General features: G+C 70.8%; 20 protein-coding genes. 10 read left to right on the plus strand and 10 right to left on the minus strand.

The features are described from left to right. Nucleotides 1-24 precede the first annotated feature (24 nt). The 8 genes from ACWGDB_RS14025 to ACWGDB_RS14060 all read left to right on the plus strand — a co-directional run bounded on the left by ACWGDB_RS14025 (nucleotide 25) and on the right by ACWGDB_RS14060 (nucleotide 8,126). Nucleotides 25-276, plus strand: coding sequence for a hypothetical protein (locus ACWGDB_RS14025; protein ID WP_328421642.1), 252 nt, complete (start codon nucleotides 25-27; stop codon nucleotides 274-276). After that, a complete protein-coding gene (locus ACWGDB_RS14030; RefSeq protein ID WP_328421640.1) occupies nucleotides 273-641 on the plus strand; it encodes a helix-turn-helix domain-containing protein in 369 nt (122 codons plus the stop codon). Before ACWGDB_RS14025 ends, ACWGDB_RS14030 begins: the two co-directional genes overlap by 4 nt. A 151-nt stretch (nucleotides 642-792) precedes the next feature. After that, nucleotides 793-1,302, plus strand: coding sequence for a 2-oxo-4-hydroxy-4-carboxy-5-ureidoimidazoline decarboxylase (uraD, locus tag ACWGDB_RS14035; protein ID WP_453822659.1), 510 nt, complete (start codon nucleotides 793-795; stop codon nucleotides 1,300-1,302). A gap of 32 nt (nucleotides 1,303-1,334) precedes the next feature. Next, nucleotides 1,335-1,727: a hydroxyisourate hydrolase gene (gene uraH / locus ACWGDB_RS14040; RefSeq protein ID WP_383248635.1), complete on the plus strand. Its 393-nt coding sequence runs from the start codon at nucleotides 1,335-1,337 to the stop codon at nucleotides 1,725-1,727. A gap of 5 nt (nucleotides 1,728-1,732) precedes the next feature. After that, entirely contained in the window at nucleotides 1,733-2,656 is a 924-nt protein-coding gene (gene pucL, locus ACWGDB_RS14045; RefSeq protein ID WP_453822660.1) for a factor-independent urate hydroxylase, read from the plus strand. Between the two features lie 132 nt (nucleotides 2,657-2,788). Next, nucleotides 2,789-4,168 carry an 8-oxoguanine deaminase gene (locus ACWGDB_RS14050; protein ID WP_453822661.1) on the plus strand — a complete coding sequence of 460 codons (1,380 nt, stop codon included), beginning with the start codon at nucleotides 2,789-2,791 and terminating at the stop codon, nucleotides 4,166-4,168. 222 nt (nucleotides 4,169-4,390) lie between these two features. After that, complete coding sequence (locus ACWGDB_RS14055; protein ID WP_453822662.1) at nucleotides 4,391-5,785, plus strand: nucleobase:cation symporter-2 family protein; 1,395 nt, start codon at nucleotides 4,391-4,393, stop codon at nucleotides 5,783-5,785. A gap of 682 nt (nucleotides 5,786-6,467) precedes the next feature. Further along, nucleotides 6,468-8,126 (plus strand): serine/threonine-protein kinase, encoded by a 1,659-nt coding sequence (locus tag ACWGDB_RS14060; RefSeq protein WP_453822663.1) that lies wholly within the window; start codon nucleotides 6,468-6,470, stop codon nucleotides 8,124-8,126. Between the two features lie 78 nt (nucleotides 8,127-8,204). Here the strand turns inward: ACWGDB_RS14060 and ACWGDB_RS14065 are convergent, their stop codons facing one another. Both ACWGDB_RS14065 and ACWGDB_RS14070 read right to left on the minus strand, forming a co-directional pair. Continuing rightward, entirely contained in the window at nucleotides 8,205-8,654 is a 450-nt protein-coding gene (locus ACWGDB_RS14065) for a spore-associated protein (protein ID WP_453822664.1), read from the minus strand. 73 nt (nucleotides 8,655-8,727) lie between these two features. Further along, nucleotides 8,728-10,155: an MFS transporter gene (locus ACWGDB_RS14070; protein WP_453822665.1), complete on the minus strand. Its 1,428-nt coding sequence runs from the start codon at nucleotides 10,153-10,155 to the stop codon at nucleotides 8,728-8,730. A 93-nt stretch (nucleotides 10,156-10,248) separates the two neighbouring features. On the opposite strand from ACWGDB_RS14070, the gene ACWGDB_RS14075 reads away from it, so the two are divergent. Further along, entirely contained in the window at nucleotides 10,249-10,644 is a 396-nt protein-coding gene (locus tag ACWGDB_RS14075) for a winged helix-turn-helix transcriptional regulator (protein WP_453822666.1), read from the plus strand. Here the strand turns inward: ACWGDB_RS14075 and ACWGDB_RS14080 are convergent, their stop codons facing one another. From ACWGDB_RS14080 to ACWGDB_RS14100, 5 genes are all read right to left on the minus strand, one after another. After that, nucleotides 10,645-11,067 carry an acyl-CoA thioesterase gene (locus ACWGDB_RS14080; RefSeq protein ID WP_453822667.1) on the minus strand — a complete coding sequence of 141 codons (423 nt, stop codon included), beginning with the start codon at nucleotides 11,065-11,067 and terminating at the stop codon, nucleotides 10,645-10,647. It lies immediately after the preceding gene. A 51-nt stretch (nucleotides 11,068-11,118) separates the two neighbouring features. Next, nucleotides 11,119-11,748, minus strand: coding sequence for a hypothetical protein (locus ACWGDB_RS14085; protein ID WP_453822668.1), 630 nt, complete (start codon nucleotides 11,746-11,748; stop codon nucleotides 11,119-11,121). A gap of 75 nt (nucleotides 11,749-11,823) precedes the next feature. Then, nucleotides 11,824-12,423, minus strand: coding sequence for a histidine phosphatase family protein (locus ACWGDB_RS14090; protein WP_453822669.1), 600 nt, complete (start codon nucleotides 12,421-12,423; stop codon nucleotides 11,824-11,826). Nucleotides 12,424-12,426: 3 nt separating this feature from the next. Beyond that, nucleotides 12,427-12,960 carry an HAD domain-containing protein gene (locus ACWGDB_RS14095; RefSeq protein WP_453822670.1) on the minus strand — a complete coding sequence of 178 codons (534 nt, stop codon included), beginning with the start codon at nucleotides 12,958-12,960 and terminating at the stop codon, nucleotides 12,427-12,429. A 26-nt stretch (nucleotides 12,961-12,986) separates the two neighbouring features. Continuing rightward, nucleotides 12,987-14,198, minus strand: a complete 1,212-nt coding sequence (locus ACWGDB_RS14100) for a pyridoxal phosphate-dependent aminotransferase (protein WP_453822671.1) — start codon at nucleotides 14,196-14,198, stop codon at nucleotides 12,987-12,989. A gap of 87 nt (nucleotides 14,199-14,285) precedes the next feature. Here ACWGDB_RS14100 and ACWGDB_RS14105 point away from each other — a divergent pair, with 87 nt between their 5' ends. Further along, nucleotides 14,286-14,912, plus strand: coding sequence for a winged helix-turn-helix transcriptional regulator (locus ACWGDB_RS14105; RefSeq protein WP_453822672.1), 627 nt, complete (start codon nucleotides 14,286-14,288; stop codon nucleotides 14,910-14,912). 63 nt (nucleotides 14,913-14,975) lie between these two features. On the opposite strand, the gene ACWGDB_RS14110 is transcribed toward ACWGDB_RS14105, so the two are convergent. The 3 genes from ACWGDB_RS14110 to ACWGDB_RS14120 are packed head-to-tail and all read right to left on the minus strand — an operon-like array spanning nucleotide 14,976 to nucleotide 18,602. After that, on the minus strand, nucleotides 14,976-15,779 hold the full coding sequence (locus ACWGDB_RS14110; RefSeq protein ID WP_453822673.1) for a hypothetical protein: 804 nt from the start codon (nucleotides 15,777-15,779) through the stop codon (nucleotides 14,976-14,978). Further along, nucleotides 15,779-17,044, minus strand: a complete 1,266-nt coding sequence (locus ACWGDB_RS14115) for a VWA domain-containing protein (protein WP_453822674.1) — start codon at nucleotides 17,042-17,044, stop codon at nucleotides 15,779-15,781. The genes ACWGDB_RS14110 and ACWGDB_RS14115 overlap by 1 nt, the downstream gene beginning before the upstream one ends. A 43-nt stretch (nucleotides 17,045-17,087) precedes the next feature. After that, entirely contained in the window at nucleotides 17,088-18,602 is a 1,515-nt protein-coding gene (locus ACWGDB_RS14120) for an IucA/IucC family protein (protein WP_453822675.1), read from the minus strand. Between the last annotated feature and the right edge of the window lie 2 nt (nucleotides 18,603-18,604).

The raw sequence follows: 18,604 nt of genomic DNA on the forward strand, positions 1-18,604 counted from the left end.
GTCACCGCGCGTTAGGTTGACCGCGTGCGATTGAGAGTGGAGTTCACGACCGAGCCCTTCGACCTCGACGAGGCACCCGCGCATGCGCTGGCGGCCCGCGAGGTCATCGAGGCGGCCGAGCTCGACGAGGTGGACGTCGGCCCGTTCGGGAACACGGCGGAGGGCGGTGCCGACACCGTGCTCACCGCCGTGGACGCCCTGCTGCGCAAGAGCCTGGAGGCCGGTGCCACCCGGATCTCGCTCCAGGTCAATGTGGTCGGGGAGGGTGACGCGTGACCGGCACCGGCGACGAGCCCTTCATCGCGGCCGTGAAGCCGCTGGTCGACGCCATGGGCGGCGAGATTCTCCCGCCGGACGAGGCGGGACCCGAGGATGTCGTGCTCTCCTGGGAGGGTGCCGACGTCGTCGCCGTGCGCCTGCCGCAGCTGGCCGACTCGCTGGATCACATCCTGGTCGCCATGGAGCGCAGGAAGGGCAAGCCGCTGGCCGACCTGGACCGCAAGGCCAAGCAGGAGGTCGTACGGATACTCGAGGCGCGCGGCGCCTTCTCCGTGCGGCATGGAGTGGAGACCGTGGCGAGCGCGCTCGGGGTGAGTCGCTTCACCGTCTACAACTACCTGAACCGGGAGAAGAACCCCTGAGCGGCCCGAATCGGGCGAAATACCCCTGACGGGCCCGCTCGGTTTCGTTACCGCGAATTTTCAACAAAGTGTTGACGTCTCGTCGTCGTAGGGCGTTAGCTAACGGCACGCCCGTTCAGTACGAAGGCCCTTCGCGGCCACGGAGGCTCCCGTGACGTCGAATTCCACGCCCCCGGGCCTGGCCCGGTTCAACGCCCTGGAGGAGCACGCGGCCCACGCCGCTCTCCACGAGGCGTGCGCCTCCACGGCCTGGGCGAACCGGCTGCTGGGCGCCCGCCCCTACGCCACCGCCGACGCTCTCTACGCCACCAGTGACGCCGCCATGGCCGAGCTGAGTGCGCAGGACCTGGCCGAGGCGATGGCCGGCCACCCGCCCATCGGCCGCCCCAAGCCCGGCGACCCGACCTCGTCCCGGGAGCAGCGCGGCATGGCCGGCGCCTCCGAGGAACTCAAGGCGGAGATGCTGGAACTGAACCTCGCCTACCAGGAGAAGTTCGGCCACGTCTTCCTGATCTGCGCCACCGGACGGACCGGGGAGCAGATGCGCGACGCGGTCAAGGAACGGATCGGCAACGCGCCCGAGCAGGAGCGGGAGATCGTCCGCACCGAGCTGGGCAAGATCAACCGAATCCGGCTCGCCCGGCTCGTCGACGAAGACTGATCTTCGAGGAAGACCGAAGAGGACGCCTGACCATGAGCACCAGCACCACCGCCTCCGTGTCCACCCACATCCTGGACACCAGCGTCGGCCGCCCCGCCGAAGCCGTCGCCGTCCAGCTCGCAGCCCGCACCGGCCGCGGCGCGGACTGGCAGACGCTCGGCGGCTCCGCGACCGACGCGGACGGGCGGTGCAAGGACCTGCCGGCGCTGCCGGAGGGCACCACACACGTACGGCTCGACTTCGCCGTGGAGCCGTATTTCGAGAAGAAGCAAGCCGATGCGCAGCAGGACGCCCCCGCGAATCGGGACAGCGGTGCCGTGTTCTTCCCCGAGGTGGCGATCACCTTCGCCGTGAACCCCGGGGAGCATTACCACGTGCCGCTGCTGCTCAACCCGTTCGGCTACTCCGTTTACCGAGGGAGCTAGCAGACATGCCCACGATCCTGGGACAGAACCAGTACGGCAAGGCCGAGAACCGAGTCGTAAAGATCACGCGGGACGGCGCCACCCACCACATCAAGGACCTGAACGTATCCGTGGCGCTCTCCGGCGACATGGACGAGGTCCACTACTCCGGCTCGAACGCCCACGTCCTGCCGACCGACACCACCAAGAACACGGTGTTCGCGTTCGCCAAGGAGTACGGCATCGAGTCGGCCGAGCAGTTCGGCATCCACCTGGCCCGGCACTTCGTGACCAGCCAGGAGCCGATCAAGGTCGCCCGGATCCGGATCGAGGAGTACGCCTGGGAGCGGATCGACGCCTCCGACGCCAACTCCCAGTTCATCGGCGCGGACGAGGTCAAGCACTCCTTCGTCCGCAAGGGCCAGGAGACGCGGGTCACGCAGATCACCTACGACGGTGAGAAGTGGGAGGTCGTCTCCGGCCTCAAGGACCTCGTCGTGATGAACTCGACCAACTCCGAGTTCTGGGGCTACGTCAAGGACAAGTACACGACGCTCCAGGAGGCCTACGACCGCATCCTGGCCACCCAGGTCTCCGGCCGCTGGCGGTTCAACTGGACCGACGACGAGCAGCGCATGCCCAACTGGGAGAAGTCCTACGAGCAGACCAAGAAGCACATGCTCCAGGCCTTCGCCGAGACCTACTCGCTGTCGCTGCAGCAGACCCTGTACCAGATGGGTTCGCGGATCATCAACAACCGCAGCGAGATCGACGAGGTCCGCTTCTCCCTCCCGAACAAGCACCACTTCCTGGTGGACCTGGAGCCGTTCGGGCTGAAGAACGACAACGAGGTGTACTTCGCGGCCGACCGCCCCTACGGCCTGATCGAGGCCACCATCCTGCGGGACGGCTGCGAGCCGAAGATCCCGGTGGACCTCACCAACCTGTAAGCCAGCAACTCCATTTCGGCACCCGCGGCCGGAGGAGCGAGCCAGCGAGGCTCCCCGGCCGCGGTACTCAAATCCCCCAGGGTCCTGCCGTGCCCTCTCCGCTCAGCACACCTCGTCGAAAAGGGACGAATCATGGCAGCAGCCCAGCGCATCGTCATCGAGAACTGTTCGATCGCGACGGTCGACGCGAACGACACCGAGTACGCCACGGGCCACCTCGTCATCGCGGACAACCGCATCGAGTCGCTCGGCGCGGGCAAGGCCCCCGAGGGCCTGGAGAACGTCGTACGCCGCATCGACGCCACCGGGCACCTGGTCACTCCCGGCCTGGTCAACACCCACCACCACTTCTACCAGTGGATCACGCGGGGCCTGGCCACGGACCACAACCTCTTCAACTGGCTCGTCGCCCTCTACCCGACGTGGGCGCGCATCGACGAGCAGATGGTGCGCGCCGCCGCGCAGGGCTCGCTGGCGATGATGGCCCGCGGTGGCGTGACCACCGCCATGGACCACCACTACGTCTACCCGCAGGGCTCCGGCGACCTCTCCGGCGCCATCATCGGCGCCGCCCGCGACATGGGTGTCCGCTTCACCCTCGCCCGCGGCTCCATGGACCGCAGCGAGAAGGACGGCGGACTGCCGCCGGACTTCGCCGTCGAGACCCTCGAAGGCGCGCTGGCCGCGACCGAGGAGACCGTCAAGCAGCACCATGACTCCTCCTTCGACGCGATGACCCAGGTCGCCGTCGCCCCCTGCTCCCCGTTCTCCATCTCCACCGAGCTGCTCAGGCAGGGCGGCGAGCTGGCCCGCCGTCTCGGTGTGCGCATGCACACCCACGGCTCGGAGACCGTGGAGGAGGAGAAGTTCTGCCACGAGCTGTTCGGCATGGGCCCGACCGACTACTTCGAGTCCACCGGCTGGCTCGGCGAGGACGTGTGGATGGCGCACTGCGTCCACATGAACGACTCCGACATCGCCGCCTTCGCCCGGACGAAGACCGGTGTCGCCCACTGCCCGTCCTCCAACGCCCGCCTCGCCGCCGGCATCGCCCGCGTCCCCGACATGCTCGCGGCCGGCGTCCCGGTCGGCCTCGGCGTCGACGGCACCGCGTCCAACGAGTCCGGCGAGCTGCACACCGAACTGCGCAACGCCCTGCTCATCAACCGTCTCGGCGCCCACCGCGAGGCCGCCCTGAACGCCCGGCAGGCCCTGCGGCTCGGCACCTACGGCGGTGCCCAGGTACTCGGCCGCGCCGCCGAGATCGGCTCGCTGGAGCCCGGCAAGCTGGCCGACCTGGTGCTGTGGAAGCTGGACACGCTCGCCCACGCCTCCATCGCCGACCCGGTGACCGCGCTGGTCTTCGGCGCGGCGGCGCCGGTCACGGCGTCGTTCGTGAACGGCCGCCAGATCGTGGAGGACGGCCGGCTGAGTACGGCCGACGAGGACGCGATCGCCCGCTCGACCCGCGAAGAGGCACAGCGCCTGGCGAGGATCGCCGCGCAGGCCTGATCAGTTGAAGATCTCCGGTCGGGAGGGACGGCTCCCGACCGGTGGCCGTGGACCCGAGCGGGGTCCATGGCGGCCGTCTCCGGGGCGCGCGCCCATGCGTGCGCCCCGGAACGGTCACCGTTTCCCCCAAAAACGGGCCCGTCCCCGGTCCCGCACGACCGCGCACCACCTCCCTGAAACCCACGTCAGAGCCGCCGTGTAACCGACCGGAGGAGAGCCGCAGTGTCCGCCAAGTCCGTTCATCCAGTCGACGAGAAACTCCCCGCCCTGAAAATGGCGACCACCGGCCTGCAGCATGTGGCCGCCATGTACGCGGGAGTTGTTGCCCCACCCCTGATCGTCGGCGCGGCCATAGGCCTCTCCGCGACCGATCTGACCTTCCTCACCGGCGCCTGCCTGTTCACCGCGGGCCTCGCCACCTTCCTCCAGACCCTCGGGATATGGAAGATCGGCGCCCGGCTGCCGTTCGTCAACGGCGTCACCTTCGCCGGCGTCGCCCCCATGACCGCGATCGTCGCCTCCACCGAGGACAAGTCGGACGCCCTGCCGATCATCTTCGGCGCCGTGATCGTCGCCGGTCTCCTCGGCTTCCTCGCCGCCCCCTTCTTCAGCAAGGCGGTGCGCTTCTTCCCGCCGGTCGTGACGGGCACGGTCATCACCCTGATCGGCATCTCGCTGCTCCCCGTCGCCTTCGGCTGGGCGCAGGGCCCCAACCCGGCCGCCGGTGACTACGGTTCCGCGACGAACCTGGGCCTGGCGGGCGGGACCCTGCTGATCGTCCTGCTCCTGCGCCGGTTCACCACGGGCTTCGTCAAGCAGATCGCGGTCCTGCTCGGCCTGGTGGCGGGCACGCTGATCGCCATCCCGTTCGGCGTCACCGACTTCGGCCCCGTCGCGGACGCGGCTGTCATCGGCTTCCCCACCCCGTTCCACTTCGGCGCACCGCAGTTCCAGCTCGCCGCGATCATCTCGCTGTGCGTGGTGATGGTGGTGTCGATGACCGAATCGACCGCCGACATGCTGGCGTTGGGTGAGATCGTCGACCGCCCGGCCGACGAGAAGACGATCGCGGCGGGCCTGCGCGCCGACACCCTCGGCTCGGCGATCAGCCCCCTCTTCAACGGCTTCATGTGCAGCGCCTTCGCACAGAACATCGGCCTGGTCGCGATGACGAAGATCCGCAGCCGGTACGTCGTCGCCGCGGGCGGCGGCTTCCTGGTCCTGATGGGCCTGTGCCCGATGGCCGCGTCGCTCATCGCGGTCGTACCGCGCCCGGTGCTCGGCGGCGCGGGCGTGGTCCTGTTCGGCTCGGTGGCGGCCAGCGGCATCCAGACCCTGGTCCGGGCCGGTCTGGACAGGGACAACAACGTCCTGATCGTCGCCGTCTCCCTGGCCGTCGGCATCGTCCCGGTCACGGCGCCGGAGTTCTATCACTCCTTCCCGGAGACGGCGCGGATCGTCCTCGACTCCGGCATCTCGACGGGCTGTGTGGCGGCGGTGGTGCTCAACCTCGTCTTCAACCACCTCGGCAGGAGCCGCGACGCGCAGGACGTCACCCACCCCATGGAGGCAGGGGAGGAGATCAGCGGGGCGACCCGGGCCCCGGCCACGCCATGAGATTGGCGAACAACTCGGCCTGTCGACGGCGTCGTCCAGCGCATGGTGCGTATGGCGGCGCCGCGACAGCAGCTCGCGCGGCATGGTGCCCTTGGCCACCGCCCGCAGCGGCAGCCCGGCCTTGGTCGCGTACAGCGTCTTCATGTCCAGGCAGCCCGAGTGCCCGAAGGGGCTCGCTCCGGTGAAGCGGATCAAGTACCAGTACAGGAACGTCCAGTCGTACGACGCCGGGTAGCCGCACATCACCGGCTGCGCGTCACCGCCGACCTCACGCACCCAGCGTGTGAACTGCGCGAGCGCGAGGGCGGGGTCGAGACCCCCCTTGCGCAGGCGCTCCCGATCGAGCCCGCTCACGGCCAGCGCCTCGGGGACGAACTCCTCGCTGATCGGCCGTAGTTCACGGTAGAAGGTGTCCTTCTCCGGGTCGGCGGCCGTGAATCCGCCGGCGTCCTGCACCCCGGCGACGGCGGCGCCGAAGCTCAGCATGGAGTGGGGACCCGGGATGGGGCCGTCGGCCTCGATGTCGACGGAGATGTAGAGGCTGGGTTTGATGCGTCGTGCGGCCATGGAGTGGGAGCTTCCCAGGCGGCCGGGGCCTTCCGCATCCGAATTCCGCTTAGGCTTCTGCCTCGGTCAACTCATGATTGACCAGGGGTTCAGGGGATGAGGGGGAAGCGGGCCGATGAGCAACGCGACTGAGGTGTTCCAGCCACTCCAGGCGGACGATCCGCCCGTTGTGGCCGGATACCGCCTCGCCGCCCGGCTCGGCGCCGGTGGCATGGGCCGGGTCTTTCTGTCGCACACGCAGGGCGGCCGACCGGTGGCGATCAAGGTGGTACGCCCGGAGCTGGCCGACGATCCCGGCTTCCGACGCCGATTCCGCCGGGAGGTGGAGGCGGCCCGGCGGGTCCGTGGCGCGTACACCGCCGAGCTGATCGACGCCGACGCGGACGGCGTACCGCCCTGGCTGGCCACGCTGTATGTGCCCGGGCCCTCCCTGACGGAAGCCGTCGCCCGGCGTGGCCCGCTGCCGGTGCCCGCGGTGCTGTGGCTGATGGCGGGGGTGGCCGAGGCGCTGCAGGCCATCCATGGTGCGGGAATCGTGCACCGGGACCTGAAGCCGTCGAATGTGCTGCTGGCCGCCGACGGGCCCCGGGTGATCGACTTCGGCATCTCGCTGGCCGCCGACCTCAGCTCCCACACAGCCGCGGGCTCCACCGTCGGCACACCCCACTTCATGGCTCCCGAGCAGGCGTCCGGAGGCGAGGTCACGGCGGCGACGGATGTCTTCGCGCTGGGCCAGACGGCGGCGTTCGCGGTGCTGGGCCGGCCGCTCTACGGGGAGGGTTCCGCGCCCGGCGTGCTGTACCGGATCGTGCACGACGAACCCGACCTGTCCGCGCTGCCCGAGCAACTCCGTCCCCTGTTCGCCCGGTGCCTGGCCGCGCCCCCGGAGGAGCGCGCGACCCCGGCGGAGATCATCGAGTGGTGCCGGCGGCGGCTCGGGGCCGACGCCGAAGCGGGCGCGGGACCGACCGTCTGGCAGGACACCATGGGGCTGGAGGTGACGGTTCCGTCCCCGGTGCCCGATCCCACCCGGGTGCTGCACACACGGCCGTTGGTCGTCACGGAGCCACAGCCACAGCCGCAGCCGGCGGAGCCCGACGGGCGGCGGGCACGCAGACGGCGTGCCGCGCTGATCACGACCGCGGCGGTGACGGCCGGGGCTCTGGTGCTGACGGGTTATGCCTGGCTGGTCTCGGACGCGGCGGACAGGTTCGGCAACTGGGTCGCCGGCGCCACTTCGGCGTCCGGCCCCGAGGACCCCGCACGGTCGTCCGGTTCGGAGCGGGGGGCGTCGTCGTCGGCCTCCGCGCCGACGGCGGAGGGCGGCGCCGAGGCGTCGGGAACCGGTGACCGGACACCGGAGGCGTCGAAGGTCTCCCCGACCGCGTCCGCGTCACCGCAAGTCCTCACCCAAGCCCCCGTGCTGCTGACCGCCGAGACGTCACTGAGCTTCAAGAAGCCGCTCTGGCGCGAGGACCTCAAGGGCGACATCCGCCTCGACTGCAAGGACGTCGGCTGCGCGATCGAGAGCGACACCAGCGTGTTCCTCCAGATGTTCGGCGGCACGGGGACGACCCTCGACGAGTGCCGTCTCCTGCTCGGTGGTGCCGATCGCCACCGCTGGACGCTGGCCTCGGTGGCGGCCGGCAGCGAGATCTGCGTCAAGCACTCCTCCGGGGACATCGCGCTGCTCGTGATCCAGACCAAGTCGACGGCGCTGCCGGAGCTCGCCTCGCTGAGCCTGGACATGACGGTCTGGAAGAACGCGGCCTAGCCCCCGCGGCGACACGCGCCCGCCCCGGCAGAACTCCGGGAGTCCTGCCGGGGCGAGCGGTGTCCCTGTGGGGCCGGATCAGCGGGTGAAGGTCACCCGGTTCTCCTTCAGGGAACCGCAGTTGGAGCCGGTCACCTGCACGTACACGTTCTTGATGTGCCCGCCCCAGTCGACGCAGTGGCCCTTGCCGGTGACGTAGGTCGGTCCTGCGTACGACGTGAAGCTGCCGTTGTCCTCGTGGAACTCCTCGGTGTCGGGGACGTAGATCCACGCGGACATGTGCTGGGCGGCGCCCGGGTTCTTGCGGATGGTCACGACGCAGTTCTCGCCGTTGGAGGCGTTGTACGTCAGATAGACGGTGCCCAGCGAGCCGACGGGCGCCGAGTTCACGGTCTTGTAGGCGCTGCCGCAGACCTTCTGCGGGGTGGTGTTGGGCGCCGCGGAGGCGGGCGCGGCCAGGGCGGCCGTGCTCCCCACCATCAGGGCCGCCACCGCGGCGCCGGACAGGACGGAACGGGTGAATCGCATATTTCCCCCTGGTAACCATTGGAGTTGGTTGCTCCTGCATGATGTGACCCGCGGGGTATGCGAATGGTTGTGCTCAGTTCTGTCGCGAGCGCAGCGCCAGTGCCGCGAGCGTCAACGCGCCCACGGCGATCAACGTCCCTACCTGGAAAGCCAGTTGATAACCCGCTGCCGTGGCGGCCACCAGTTCCGTACCGCGCTCGCGCAGGCCGTCGGTGCGGCTCGCGGCCAGGACCGAGAGCACCGCCAGGCCCAGCGAACCACCCACCACCTGCGTGGTGTTGAAGAGCCCGGACGCCAGCCCCGCGTCCTCGTCCCGGGCCCCCGACATCGCGAGCCCGGTCAGCGCCGGCATCGCCGCGGCGAAGCCGGTGGCGAGCAGAAGCAGTGGCGGGAGCACGTCGGTGAGGTACGAGCCGTCGACCGGCGCGCGGCTCAGCAGCGCCATGCCCGCGACGATGAGGACCAGCCCCGCCAGCAGGACCCGGTACTCCCCGTATCGGCCGACGGTGCGTGCCGACAGGCCCAGCATCAGCACGCCGATCGCGACCGGCGCCGGCAGGAATGCCGTGCCGGTGAGCAACTCGCCGTATCCCAGGACGCGTTGGAGATACAGCGCGCCGATGAACTGGAAGCCGTACATCGTCGCGATCATCGCGATCTGCACGGCGTTCGCGCCGCTCAGCAGCCGGGAGCCGAACAGGCGCAGCCGCAGCAGCGGACGCGCCGCTCGCGCCTGGCGGAGCGTGAACGCCACGAACAGGGCGAGGGCCAGCGCGGCCAGGAGCAGAGTGGCGGTGAGGTCGCGCTCCCCGGCGCCGACGATGACGTACACCGTGAGCATCAGCGCGCCGGTGACCAGCGCCGCGCCCGGGTAGTCGGCGCCCTTGCCGAGGCCGGCGCCGCGGTCCGGCTCCAGCACCCGTAGCGCCGCGAGCCACGCCACGATCCCGATCGGCAGGTTGATCAGGAAGATCCAGTGCCAGTTCAGGGTCTCGGTCAGCGCCCCGCCGAGGAACGTGCCGAGCGCCCCGCCCGCCGCGCCGACCGCGCTGAACACCGCGATGGCGCGGGCCTGTTCACGTGGCTCGGGGAACAGCGCCACCAGCATGCCGAGCACCACGGCCGAGGTCATCGCCCCGCCCACGCCCTGCAGGGCGCGCGCCGCGATCAGCACACCCTGCTCGGTCGCCACCCCGCACAGCACGGAGGCTGCGGTGAACACGGCGAGCCCCGCGGTGAACATCCGCTTGCGGCCGACCAGGTCGCCGAGCCGGCCCGCCAGCAGCAGCAACCCGCCGAAGGGGATCAGATAGGCGTTGACGACCCAGGCGAGGCCCGGCCCCGAGAAGCCGAGGTCGCTCTGGATGGCGGGCATGGCGACCGTGACGATGTTGCCGTCCAGGATCGTCATCAGCGTCCCCGCGCACAGGACGACGAGGGACGCCCAGCGGGAGTACGTTCGGTGTGGTGTCCGCGTCGGGGATTCGACGATGGCCGTCATGACGGTCCTGCCTCCGGATTCTCCAATGGTGCACGACTTGTAACGGGGTACATCGTGAGTGACCATTGGAGAGCGGCATAAGGAGGCAGTTCCATGTCCCGGAGGAACACCGGTGTAACCGTCCAGGCAGTGAACGCGCACGCGTGCCCGGTCCGCGAAGTTCTTGACAGGGTCTCCGGGAAGTGGAGCGTCCAGATCCTCGTCGCCGCCGCGCACGGACCCATTCGCTTCACCGAGTTGGAGCGCAGCATCGAGGGCATCAGCCGCCGGATGCTGACCCTCACCCTGCGCAATCTGGAGCGCGACGGTCTCGTCACCCGCACCGTCCATCCGACGGTGCCGCCGAAGGTGGAGTACGCACTGACGCCGGTGGCACGGGAGTTGCACGAGACCCTGCAGCGCCTGACCGACTGGGCCGAGCGGAACAGGGTCTACATCGCCGAGTCGCGTGCCACCTACGACGCCGAGCACGACAAGGAGCAGGTCTGACTACAGCCCGAACAGGCTCGGGTCCGTGGACAGTTCCTTGAAGTAGTCCTGCGGGTTCGCCACCAGCTTGCGTTCCTTCAGGTCCAGCAGCCCGCCGACGCCCCTGAGTTCGGCCGCCACGGTGCCGTCGGCCTTGCTGATGGTCTGCAGGACGCTGAACGTCCGGCCGTCCGACCACTCGAAGGCGCAGGTGATGTCCACCTCGTCACCCGCGAGGAGCTCGCGTTTGTAGCGGATGGTCGTCTCCAGCGCGACGGGACCCACGCCCTTGCCTATCAGTCCCGTCTGGGTGATGCCCGCGGCCTGGAGCAGCGACCAGCGCGCGTGCTCGGCGTAGTTGATGTACACGCTCTGGTTGACGTGCCCCTGAGTGTCGGTCTCGTAGCCGCGGACGGTGACCCGGACGGAAAACTGCTCGCTCACTGCTTCCCCTTCTCGCCTTCGGTGCCCAGTGCACCGATCTTGGCACGCACGTCATGCCCGTCGTGGGGACGCAAGCAGATAGCGCGCCCTCGTGCGCGGCTCGGTGTGCTCGCCGACCTGCCAGCCCGCCTCATCCAGTGTGGCCGCGCAGGCCCGCAGCCGCGCGCCGTCGCTCTCGTGCACCGCGACGGCCTCCGGCTGCGGGGTCGCCCGCACCCGGTACCCGTCCGAGGAGTCCGGCCCGGCCGGAGGGTGGCCGGCCGCCTCCAGCGCGAGCGCGGCGGCCTGCACCAGATGCGTGCGCTCCCAGCCGCACGGCCGGTCCACAGCCCCGTCCGGGCTGGTCATCCGGCGCAGCTCCAGCAGACCCTGCCAGGCCCCGCGCACCTCGCGCAGCCGCGCCGGGCCCGAGCGCGGGGCGTCCTCCTCACCGCCGGTCCGCGCGGCGAACACACCTCTGGCCGCGGTGTCCTCGGTCGGTGCGGGCGGTGCCGGCTCGGCCTCCCGTATCCGATGCCCCGCCGGCGTCAGAAAGTGATCGTGCGGCGGCCGCGGGTGCCGGAAGGCGAGCCCCCGCTTCACCAGCGCCGTGAGCTGGGTCTCCGTACCCCTCAGCCGCCCGGTGGCGGGATCGGCGGCGTCGATGACACGCCGCTGGGCGGCGGTCGGCGGTCTGGTCACGGCGTGCTCCTCCCCGGGCGCTCGGGCCGACTGCCCCGCCCGCCGGCCGGGCAGTCGGCCCATCTGCTGGGAAGGCTACGACCCGGGTCTGACATTCCACCCGGCGATCACGGGCCGACCGTGCTCCGTACCCAGTCGGGACAGCGTCCCCGTCGCCAGCTGGAACAGCGCCCCGTCCGCCGCCGGTAGCCCGAGCCGCCGCGCCGTGAGCACCCGCAGGAAGTGACCGTGCGCCACGAGCACCACGCACCCCTCGGTGTTGGCGAAGGCGGCGTCCACCTTGGCCAGCATCCGGTCGGCGCGCTCCCCGACCTGCTCCGGACTCTCCCCGGGATGGTCGGGAGGCCCCGGTGCGACCCCGTCCGTGAACAGGAACCACCCCGGCCGCTCGCGCTGGATCTCGACGGTCGTGATGCCCTCGTAGCCGCCGTAGTCCCACTCCCTCAGATCGGCGTCGACCCGCACGTCGTGCAGTCCGATCAGCTCGGCGGTCTCCCGCGCCCGTTGCGACGGGCTGACGAACGCCGCCCCGATCCGATGCGAGCGGATCATCGGCACCAGCCGCCGTGCCTCCTCCCGCCCGTGCTCGGTGAGCGGTACGTCCGTCGAGCCCGTGTGCCGCCCGGACAGCGACCAGGCGGTCTCGCCGTGCCGGACGAGAAAGAGATCACTCATGGATCACAGGCTACGAGCCCACCGCTCCAACTCCGCGAAGTCCCCCTCGCGCAGCCCCTTGCGCGCGTCGACCGGCACGAGCAGGGCGGCAGCGCCATGGTGGGCCGCCACATGCCGTACGTCCAGGTCGGTGATCATGTCGTCGACCCAGACGAAGGGCCGCCCCGCCGCCCACGCGACCACGTGCCGGGTCTTCCAGTACAGCCCGTCCGGATCCGTGCCGAACAGCTCGGGCCACTCGATGACCGGCAGATCACCCGGCAGCCCGATCACCGGCCCGACCATCTCGTTGGCCTGGTGCTGCCAGGTGGTGGCCCACACCAGGTCGTACGGCAGCGCCAGCAGCCGCTCTCCGTGCCCCGGATGCAGGCGTACCTTCAAGCCCCGGCGCAGCCGCCGGGACCCCGGCCGCTGCCGGGCGGACCAGTTGGCGGGGTGCAACCGGCACGTCACGTAGCCGCGATGGCGGAGGTACGGGGCGCGGAACGGGTTGAGAGGGCCGTCCACGTCGAGGAGCAGCAGAGGGCGGGTACTCATGCCCGGGTTCTACCCACCCCGGACGCTCAGGTCTGCCGATACCCGCTCAGGAATCGCCCGATCCGTCCGATCGCCGCCTCCAGGTCGTCCGCGTACGGCAGGGTCAGGATCCGGAAGTGATCGGGTGTCGGCCAGTTGAAGCCCGTGCCCTGCACGACCTGGATCTTCTCCCGCAGGAGCAGGTCCAGGACGAACTTCTCGTCGTCATGGATCTTGTAGACCTTGGGGTCGAGGCGCGGGAACGCGTACAGCGAGCCTTTCGGTTTCACGCACGACACACCGGGGATCTCGTTGAGCTTCTCCCAGGCCACGTTGCGCTGTTCGTACAGCCGCCCGCCCGCCCCGGTCAGTTCGCGAATGGACTGGCGGCCACCGAGCGCGGCCTGGATGGCGTACTGGGCGGGTGCGTTGGCGCACAGCCGCATGGAGGCCAGCATCGTCAGGCCCTCCAGATAGTCCTTCGCATGCTGCCTCGGGCCGGTGACGACGAGCCAGCCGGAGCGGAATCCCGCCACCCGGTACGTCTTGGACAGGCCGCAGAAGGTGAGGACCACCAGGTCGGGGGCGAGGGTCGCGACCGAGTGGTGCACGGCGTCGTCGTAGAGGATCTGGTCGTAGATCTCGTCGGCGAAGACCATCAGGCCGTGGCGCCGGGCGAGGTCGAGGATGCCCTCGAGGATCTCCTTGGGGTACACCGCGCCGGTCGGGTTGTTCGGGTTGATGATGACCACGGCGCGTGTGCGGTCCGTGATCTTCGACGCCATGTCGTCCAGGTCCGGGTACCAGTCGGCCTGCTCGTCGCACAGGTAGTGCACGGCCTTGCCGCCGGCGAGGGTCGTCACCGCCGTCCAGAGGGGGAAGTCCGGGGCGGGGATGAGGATCTCGTCGCCGTCCTCGAGCAGTGCCTGTACGGCCATGGAGACCAGCTCGGACACGCCGTTGCCGAGGAAGACGTCGTCGACGCCGACCTCCAGGCCGAGCGTCTGGTAGCGCTGGGCCACGGCCCGGCGGGCGGAGAGGATGCCGCGCGAGTCGGTGTAGCCGTGCGCCTGGGGGAGCATCCGGATCATGTCCTGGAGGATCTCCTCCGGCGCCTCGAAGCCGAAGAGCGCGGGGTTGCCGGTGTTCAGGCGCAGCACGCTGTGGCCCGCCTCCTCCAGCGCGTTCGCATGCTCGATCACCGGGCCGCGGATCTCGTAACAGACCTCGCTCAGCTTGCTCGACTGCCGGAACTCCATGCGCGCTCGCCCCTCCGGTTTCGTGTGTTGCTTGGTTTTACCAAGTTCGAGCTTGGAAAGTCCAACAACATGTCTAGACTGCGTCGCATGTCACCTCGCCGAAGCTACGACCAGTACTGTTCCGCCGCCCGCGCGCTCGACGTCGTCGGCGACCGCTGGACCCTGCTGATCGTCCGGGAGCTGCTGGCCGGCCCGCGGCGCTACACCGACCTGCACGCCGACCTGCCGGGCGTCAGCACGGACGTGCTCGCCTCGCGGCTGAAGGACATGGAACGGGACGGCATCAGCACGCGGCGCAAGCTGCCCCCGCCGGGAGCGGCGTACGTGTACGAACTCACCTCACGAGGGCGGGAGTTGCTGCCCGTACTCCAGGCGCTGGGGGAGTGGGGGCAGCCCGAACTCGGCGAGCGCCGCCCCACCGACGCCGTGCGCGCGCACTGGTTCGCGCTGCCTCTGCTGCGATCCCTGGAGGGCGAAGGGCTCGTCGAAGTCCGCCTGGAGGAGGGGGACTTCCACCTGCACGCCGGCGCCGAGGACGGGCCGGTCTACGGGGACGGGCCCGCCCCCGGTGAACCCGACGCGCGGCTGGTCCTGGACCCCGGGACGTGCGAGGCCCTCGCGCGAGGGGAGCTGAGCGTGGCTGACGCCGTACGGGACGGCCGTATCGAGGTGAGCGGGGACGGAACCCTGGCCAAGACCCTGCTCGACGTCTGACCGGCACAAGGCCCGCCGTACGGGTCGCGTACGGCGGGCCTTGTCGGTCGGCGTGACGAGCTGTCAGGCGCCCGGCGGCACCCGTGACGGTCGTCCCGGCCCGCGCGTCAGCGCGTACCCGGCGACGCCCGCGAGCGCGGCCAGCGCGCCGCCGATCACCGTCCACACCCAGCGATCGGACCACCAGCCGGAGGCCCAGCCGTCCTCGGGCTCGATGCTGGACAGCACGGCCGAGGCGGACGAACCCTCCTCGTCGGCCTGGGACTTGACGGCGACTCCGGGCACCAGCGGCTCCGCCAGCTTCCCGTCGACCGCGGCCGAACCGCCGATGTCCTTGGAGTCGACCCGGACCTCGGCGCCGACCGGCAGACCGAGGTCGGAGGTGGGCACGTCCACGACCGTCAGACGGATGTAGTACGTGCCCGGCAGCGGGTCATTCGCCCAGGGCTCCGACCAGCCGCGGACGGTGCGCAGGACGCAGGTCAGCTCGACCGTGCCCGCGTTCGCCGCCGCGGTGCGCGTCTGTGCTCCGTACTGGCAGGCCTGACGGCGGCGCAGACCGTCGTACACGTCGATCTGCCAGGTCTCGGCGGCGTGCGTGTCGGGCAACTTCACCGTCGCCCGGACGGTGGGGCGCAGGCCAGCGTCCGCGGGGAACGACCAGTACAGGTAGTCGCCCGTGGAAGCGCTCGCGGTGGCCGTCTGCCCCTGCGCGATCTCGGTCGCCGTACGGAAGGAGGTGCCGGCCAGGGTCGGCGCGCCGCCGTCTTCTGAAGCGCTGGGCGAGGGAGAGGTGTCGGCCACCGCAGGGGTGGCCGCCAGCCCGAGTATGAGCAGGGCAGCGCTCAACACGCTTGTGATCCGCATCAGTTGGTCCTCCAGACCGCGACCCGCCAGCGCGACAGCCAGCCCCAGACGAGACCGGCGAGGAAGCCTGCGAGGATCAGCGCGCCGAGCAGCCACCAGCCGCGCCCGAGGCCGAAGGAGGCCACGTCGCTCGACTGCGACGGCCCGTCCACGACGTCGATCGTCAGCTCCAGCGGCAGCCCGGGCGTGGTCTGCACGCCGGAACCGGCCGAGAAGGAGTGGGTGACCTGGAGGCATACCGTCTCGGCGGTCGCGGTGTCCTCGTCGTCGGCCTCGGCCTTCGGGTAGCGCAGGCCGGTCGACATGACATCCGTACGGCCGTTGCCCGCCGACTCGCCGCGTACGACCTCCCGCCCGCGCTCGGTCACCGCCCGCAGCAGCACTCCGTACGAGGGGTTCACCGCCCGGTCGGCCGACACGCTCACCGACGCGCGCAGCTCCTGGCCGGGCTCGACGTCCACCCGGTACCAGCGCTGCTGCCCGAACTCCTCGCGATCGGTGTACAGGCCGGACTTCAGCGTGGGCGCCTTCGCGCACCGGTCCGCGCCCGTCGTCGCGACCGGCGTCACCACGGGATCGGCCGCGCGGTCCACCAACTGATTGACCTTGTCGGTGAGTTCCTCGGTGTGCTCGACCGAGGTGAACGTCCCGCCGGTCGCCTCGGCGATGCAGCTGAGCTGCTGCCGCATCTTGGTGTTCGGGACCAGGCCGAGCGTGTCGATGGTCAGGCCGATGCCCTTGGCGGCGATCTCCCGGGCCACCTCGCACGGGTCGAGCGGGGCGCAGGTGTCCTCGCCGTCGCTGATCAGCACGATCCGCTTGGAGCCCTCGCCGCCGTCGAGGTCGTCGGCGGCCTTGAGCAGCGCGGGACCGATGGGCGTCCAGCCGGTCGGCGTGAGGGTCGCCACCGCCGTCTTGGCCTCGGTGCGGTCCAGCGGGCCGACCGGGTAGAGCCGCGCGGTGTCCTTGCAGCCCGTCTTGCGGTCGTCGCCCGGGTAGTTGGCGCCGAGCGTGCGGATGCCGAGCTGGACCTCTTCGGGCGTCGCGTCCAGCACCTCGTTGAAGGCCTGCTTCGCCGCGGCCATCCGGGACTGGCCGTCGATGTCCCTGGCCCGCATCGAGCCGCTCACGTCGAGGACGAGATCGACCTTGGGCGCCAACGCGCTGGTCTCATCGGCGACCGCCCCGGCCGGGAACGCCATCCCGGCCGCGAGCGCGGCGAGCAGGGCGCAAACCCCGGTCGCCAGCCGTGTTCTTGTGATCATCGGCGGATCTTATTGATCAGAGGTGTCCCGCTTCAAAACGAGGTCAGAACACCTCGGTGACCAGCGGATTGGGCAGCTCCGCCCACTGGTCCCCCGGCGTCCCGGGCGACAGCCGCATCAGCGTCAGCGCCTTCGTCGGCAGCGGCTCCCGGCGCAGCGCTGTGAGGTCCGCGGTGTCCGGCAGATCGCGTACGACCGCCTCCAGCGCCCCGCGCAACGCCGCGCCCGAGCCCGCCGTACCCGCCAGTGCCCCGGCCACCAGCGAGCCGAACAGCTTGCGGCGCAGGGTCGGCACGTCGTCCGTGACGATCCGGCCGGACAACTCGGGCAGCGGGATGCCGTGCCGGGCCAGCCGGGCCGGGCTGACGCGGATGTCGGCGAGGTCGCGGTAGACCAGCCGCACCGGGGAGCCGCTCGCGGACAGCACCACCAGCAGGTTCTGCCCGTGCGCCTCCAGCGCGACCCCCAGCTCCAGCAGCCGCAGCCCCACGGTGAGGGCGAGACGCGTGAACTCGGCCAGCCACGTGGGCGATCGGGGCAGCTCGGTGGTGGCCAGCGCGGCCACCGGTACGACCCGCTCGCCGGACCTCGCGTACTCCTGCGGCGACTCCCGCAACACCGCGGCCAGGTCCGGGGAGTTGGCTGTGACGGCCCCCAGTGTGCGGGTCACGTGGAGCAGCCCGTCCAGGCGTGCCGCCGGCTCCGCCGCGAAGTCCGACAGCGTGGCCGACATGCCGATGGAGTACACCGAGATGTCCCGCACCGAGGACGTGAGGCGTGCGCTGAGCGCGGTCTTCACATGCGGTCCGCCGGGGAGGGCGAGGGTGCGCAGGGACATCAGCGGGTGCGCGGCGATCCCGTCGCCGTAGGGGTCGTAGGGGCGCTTGAGCACATGCTCGGCCTGCCACGGATGCACCGGGATCAGCAGCTTCTCCCCGTCCCGCATCCGCTCCGGCCACCGGCCCGTCGCCAGGCACTCCGACGCCCGCACCGGCACCAGCCCCAGCGTCACCACCGGCCGGTGCTCGGGCCCGTACGCCAGCTGCTCCGAGACCGAGAAGCCGGGCCGGGAACGGCAGTTGGGGTGGAACGGATGCCCGTCGGCCACCCGCTGCTCCCACTCCCAGTCGGCCACCGGCCACTCCTTCCGGCGACCGCCCTGCCCGGCCCGCGCCAGCGCCAACGAGGCAACGCTGTGGCCGAGTTCGGCGGCGAAGGACGTGCCATGCGGTACGGAGAGATCGGTCAGCAGCCGGGCCGGATCGTCGTACGATGCCCCGTCGAGCCGGACGGCGGTGACGTACGCGGTGGTGGCGTACGGGTCGGCACGCGGGCCGTGCAGCCTGCTCCCGTCCGAAAGGCGCAGGGTGAGGCCCTCCCGGCCGGTCTCGCGGCCGGCGACCCAGGGCAGGGGTTCGTGCGCGAGGGCACGCCACAGCCGGGTCAGCACGGCCGCCCGGGCCCCGGGCAGCTCGGCGGCGTACCGCGACGCGAGTTCGGGGCGTACGTCGGCCAGATCGGCGCCGACCTCGGCCTCGGCGCTGGGGAGAGGGTGCACGG

This window comes from Streptomyces sp. NPDC055013, assembly GCF_053608645.1.

Excerpts from the sequence above, each read along its gene's own strand:
- uraH (WP_383248635.1), top strand. The coding sequence starts at position 1,335 with ATGAGCACCAGCACCACCGCCTCCGTGTCCACCCACATCCTGGACACC.
- pucL (WP_453822660.1), top strand. The coding sequence starts at position 1,733 with ATGCCCACGATCCTGGGACAGAACCAGTACGGCAAGGCCGAGAACCGA.
- ACWGDB_RS14050 (WP_453822661.1), top strand. The coding sequence starts at position 2,789 with ATGGCAGCAGCCCAGCGCATCGTCATCGAGAACTGTTCGATCGCGACG.
- ACWGDB_RS14060 (WP_453822663.1), top strand. The coding sequence starts at position 6,468 with ATGAGCAACGCGACTGAGGTGTTCCAGCCACTCCAGGCGGACGATCCG.
- ACWGDB_RS14065 (WP_453822664.1), bottom strand. The coding sequence starts at position 8,654 with ATGCGATTCACCCGTTCCGTCCTGTCCGGCGCCGCGGTGGCGGCCCTG.
- ACWGDB_RS14070 (WP_453822665.1), bottom strand. The coding sequence starts at position 10,155 with ATGACGGCCATCGTCGAATCCCCGACGCGGACACCACACCGAACGTAC.
- ACWGDB_RS14075 (WP_453822666.1), top strand. The coding sequence starts at position 10,249 with ATGTCCCGGAGGAACACCGGTGTAACCGTCCAGGCAGTGAACGCGCAC.
- ACWGDB_RS14090 (WP_453822669.1), bottom strand. The coding sequence starts at position 12,423 with ATGAGTGATCTCTTTCTCGTCCGGCACGGCGAGACCGCCTGGTCGCTG.
- ACWGDB_RS14095 (WP_453822670.1), bottom strand. The coding sequence starts at position 12,960 with ATGAGTACCCGCCCTCTGCTGCTCCTCGACGTGGACGGCCCTCTCAAC.
- ACWGDB_RS14100 (WP_453822671.1), bottom strand. The coding sequence starts at position 14,198 with ATGGAGTTCCGGCAGTCGAGCAAGCTGAGCGAGGTCTGTTACGAGATC.
- ACWGDB_RS14105 (WP_453822672.1), top strand. The coding sequence starts at position 14,286 with ATGTCACCTCGCCGAAGCTACGACCAGTACTGTTCCGCCGCCCGCGCG.
- ACWGDB_RS14110 (WP_453822673.1), bottom strand. The coding sequence starts at position 15,779 with ATGCGGATCACAAGCGTGTTGAGCGCTGCCCTGCTCATACTCGGGCTG.
- ACWGDB_RS14115 (WP_453822674.1), bottom strand. The coding sequence starts at position 17,044 with ATGATCACAAGAACACGGCTGGCGACCGGGGTTTGCGCCCTGCTCGCC.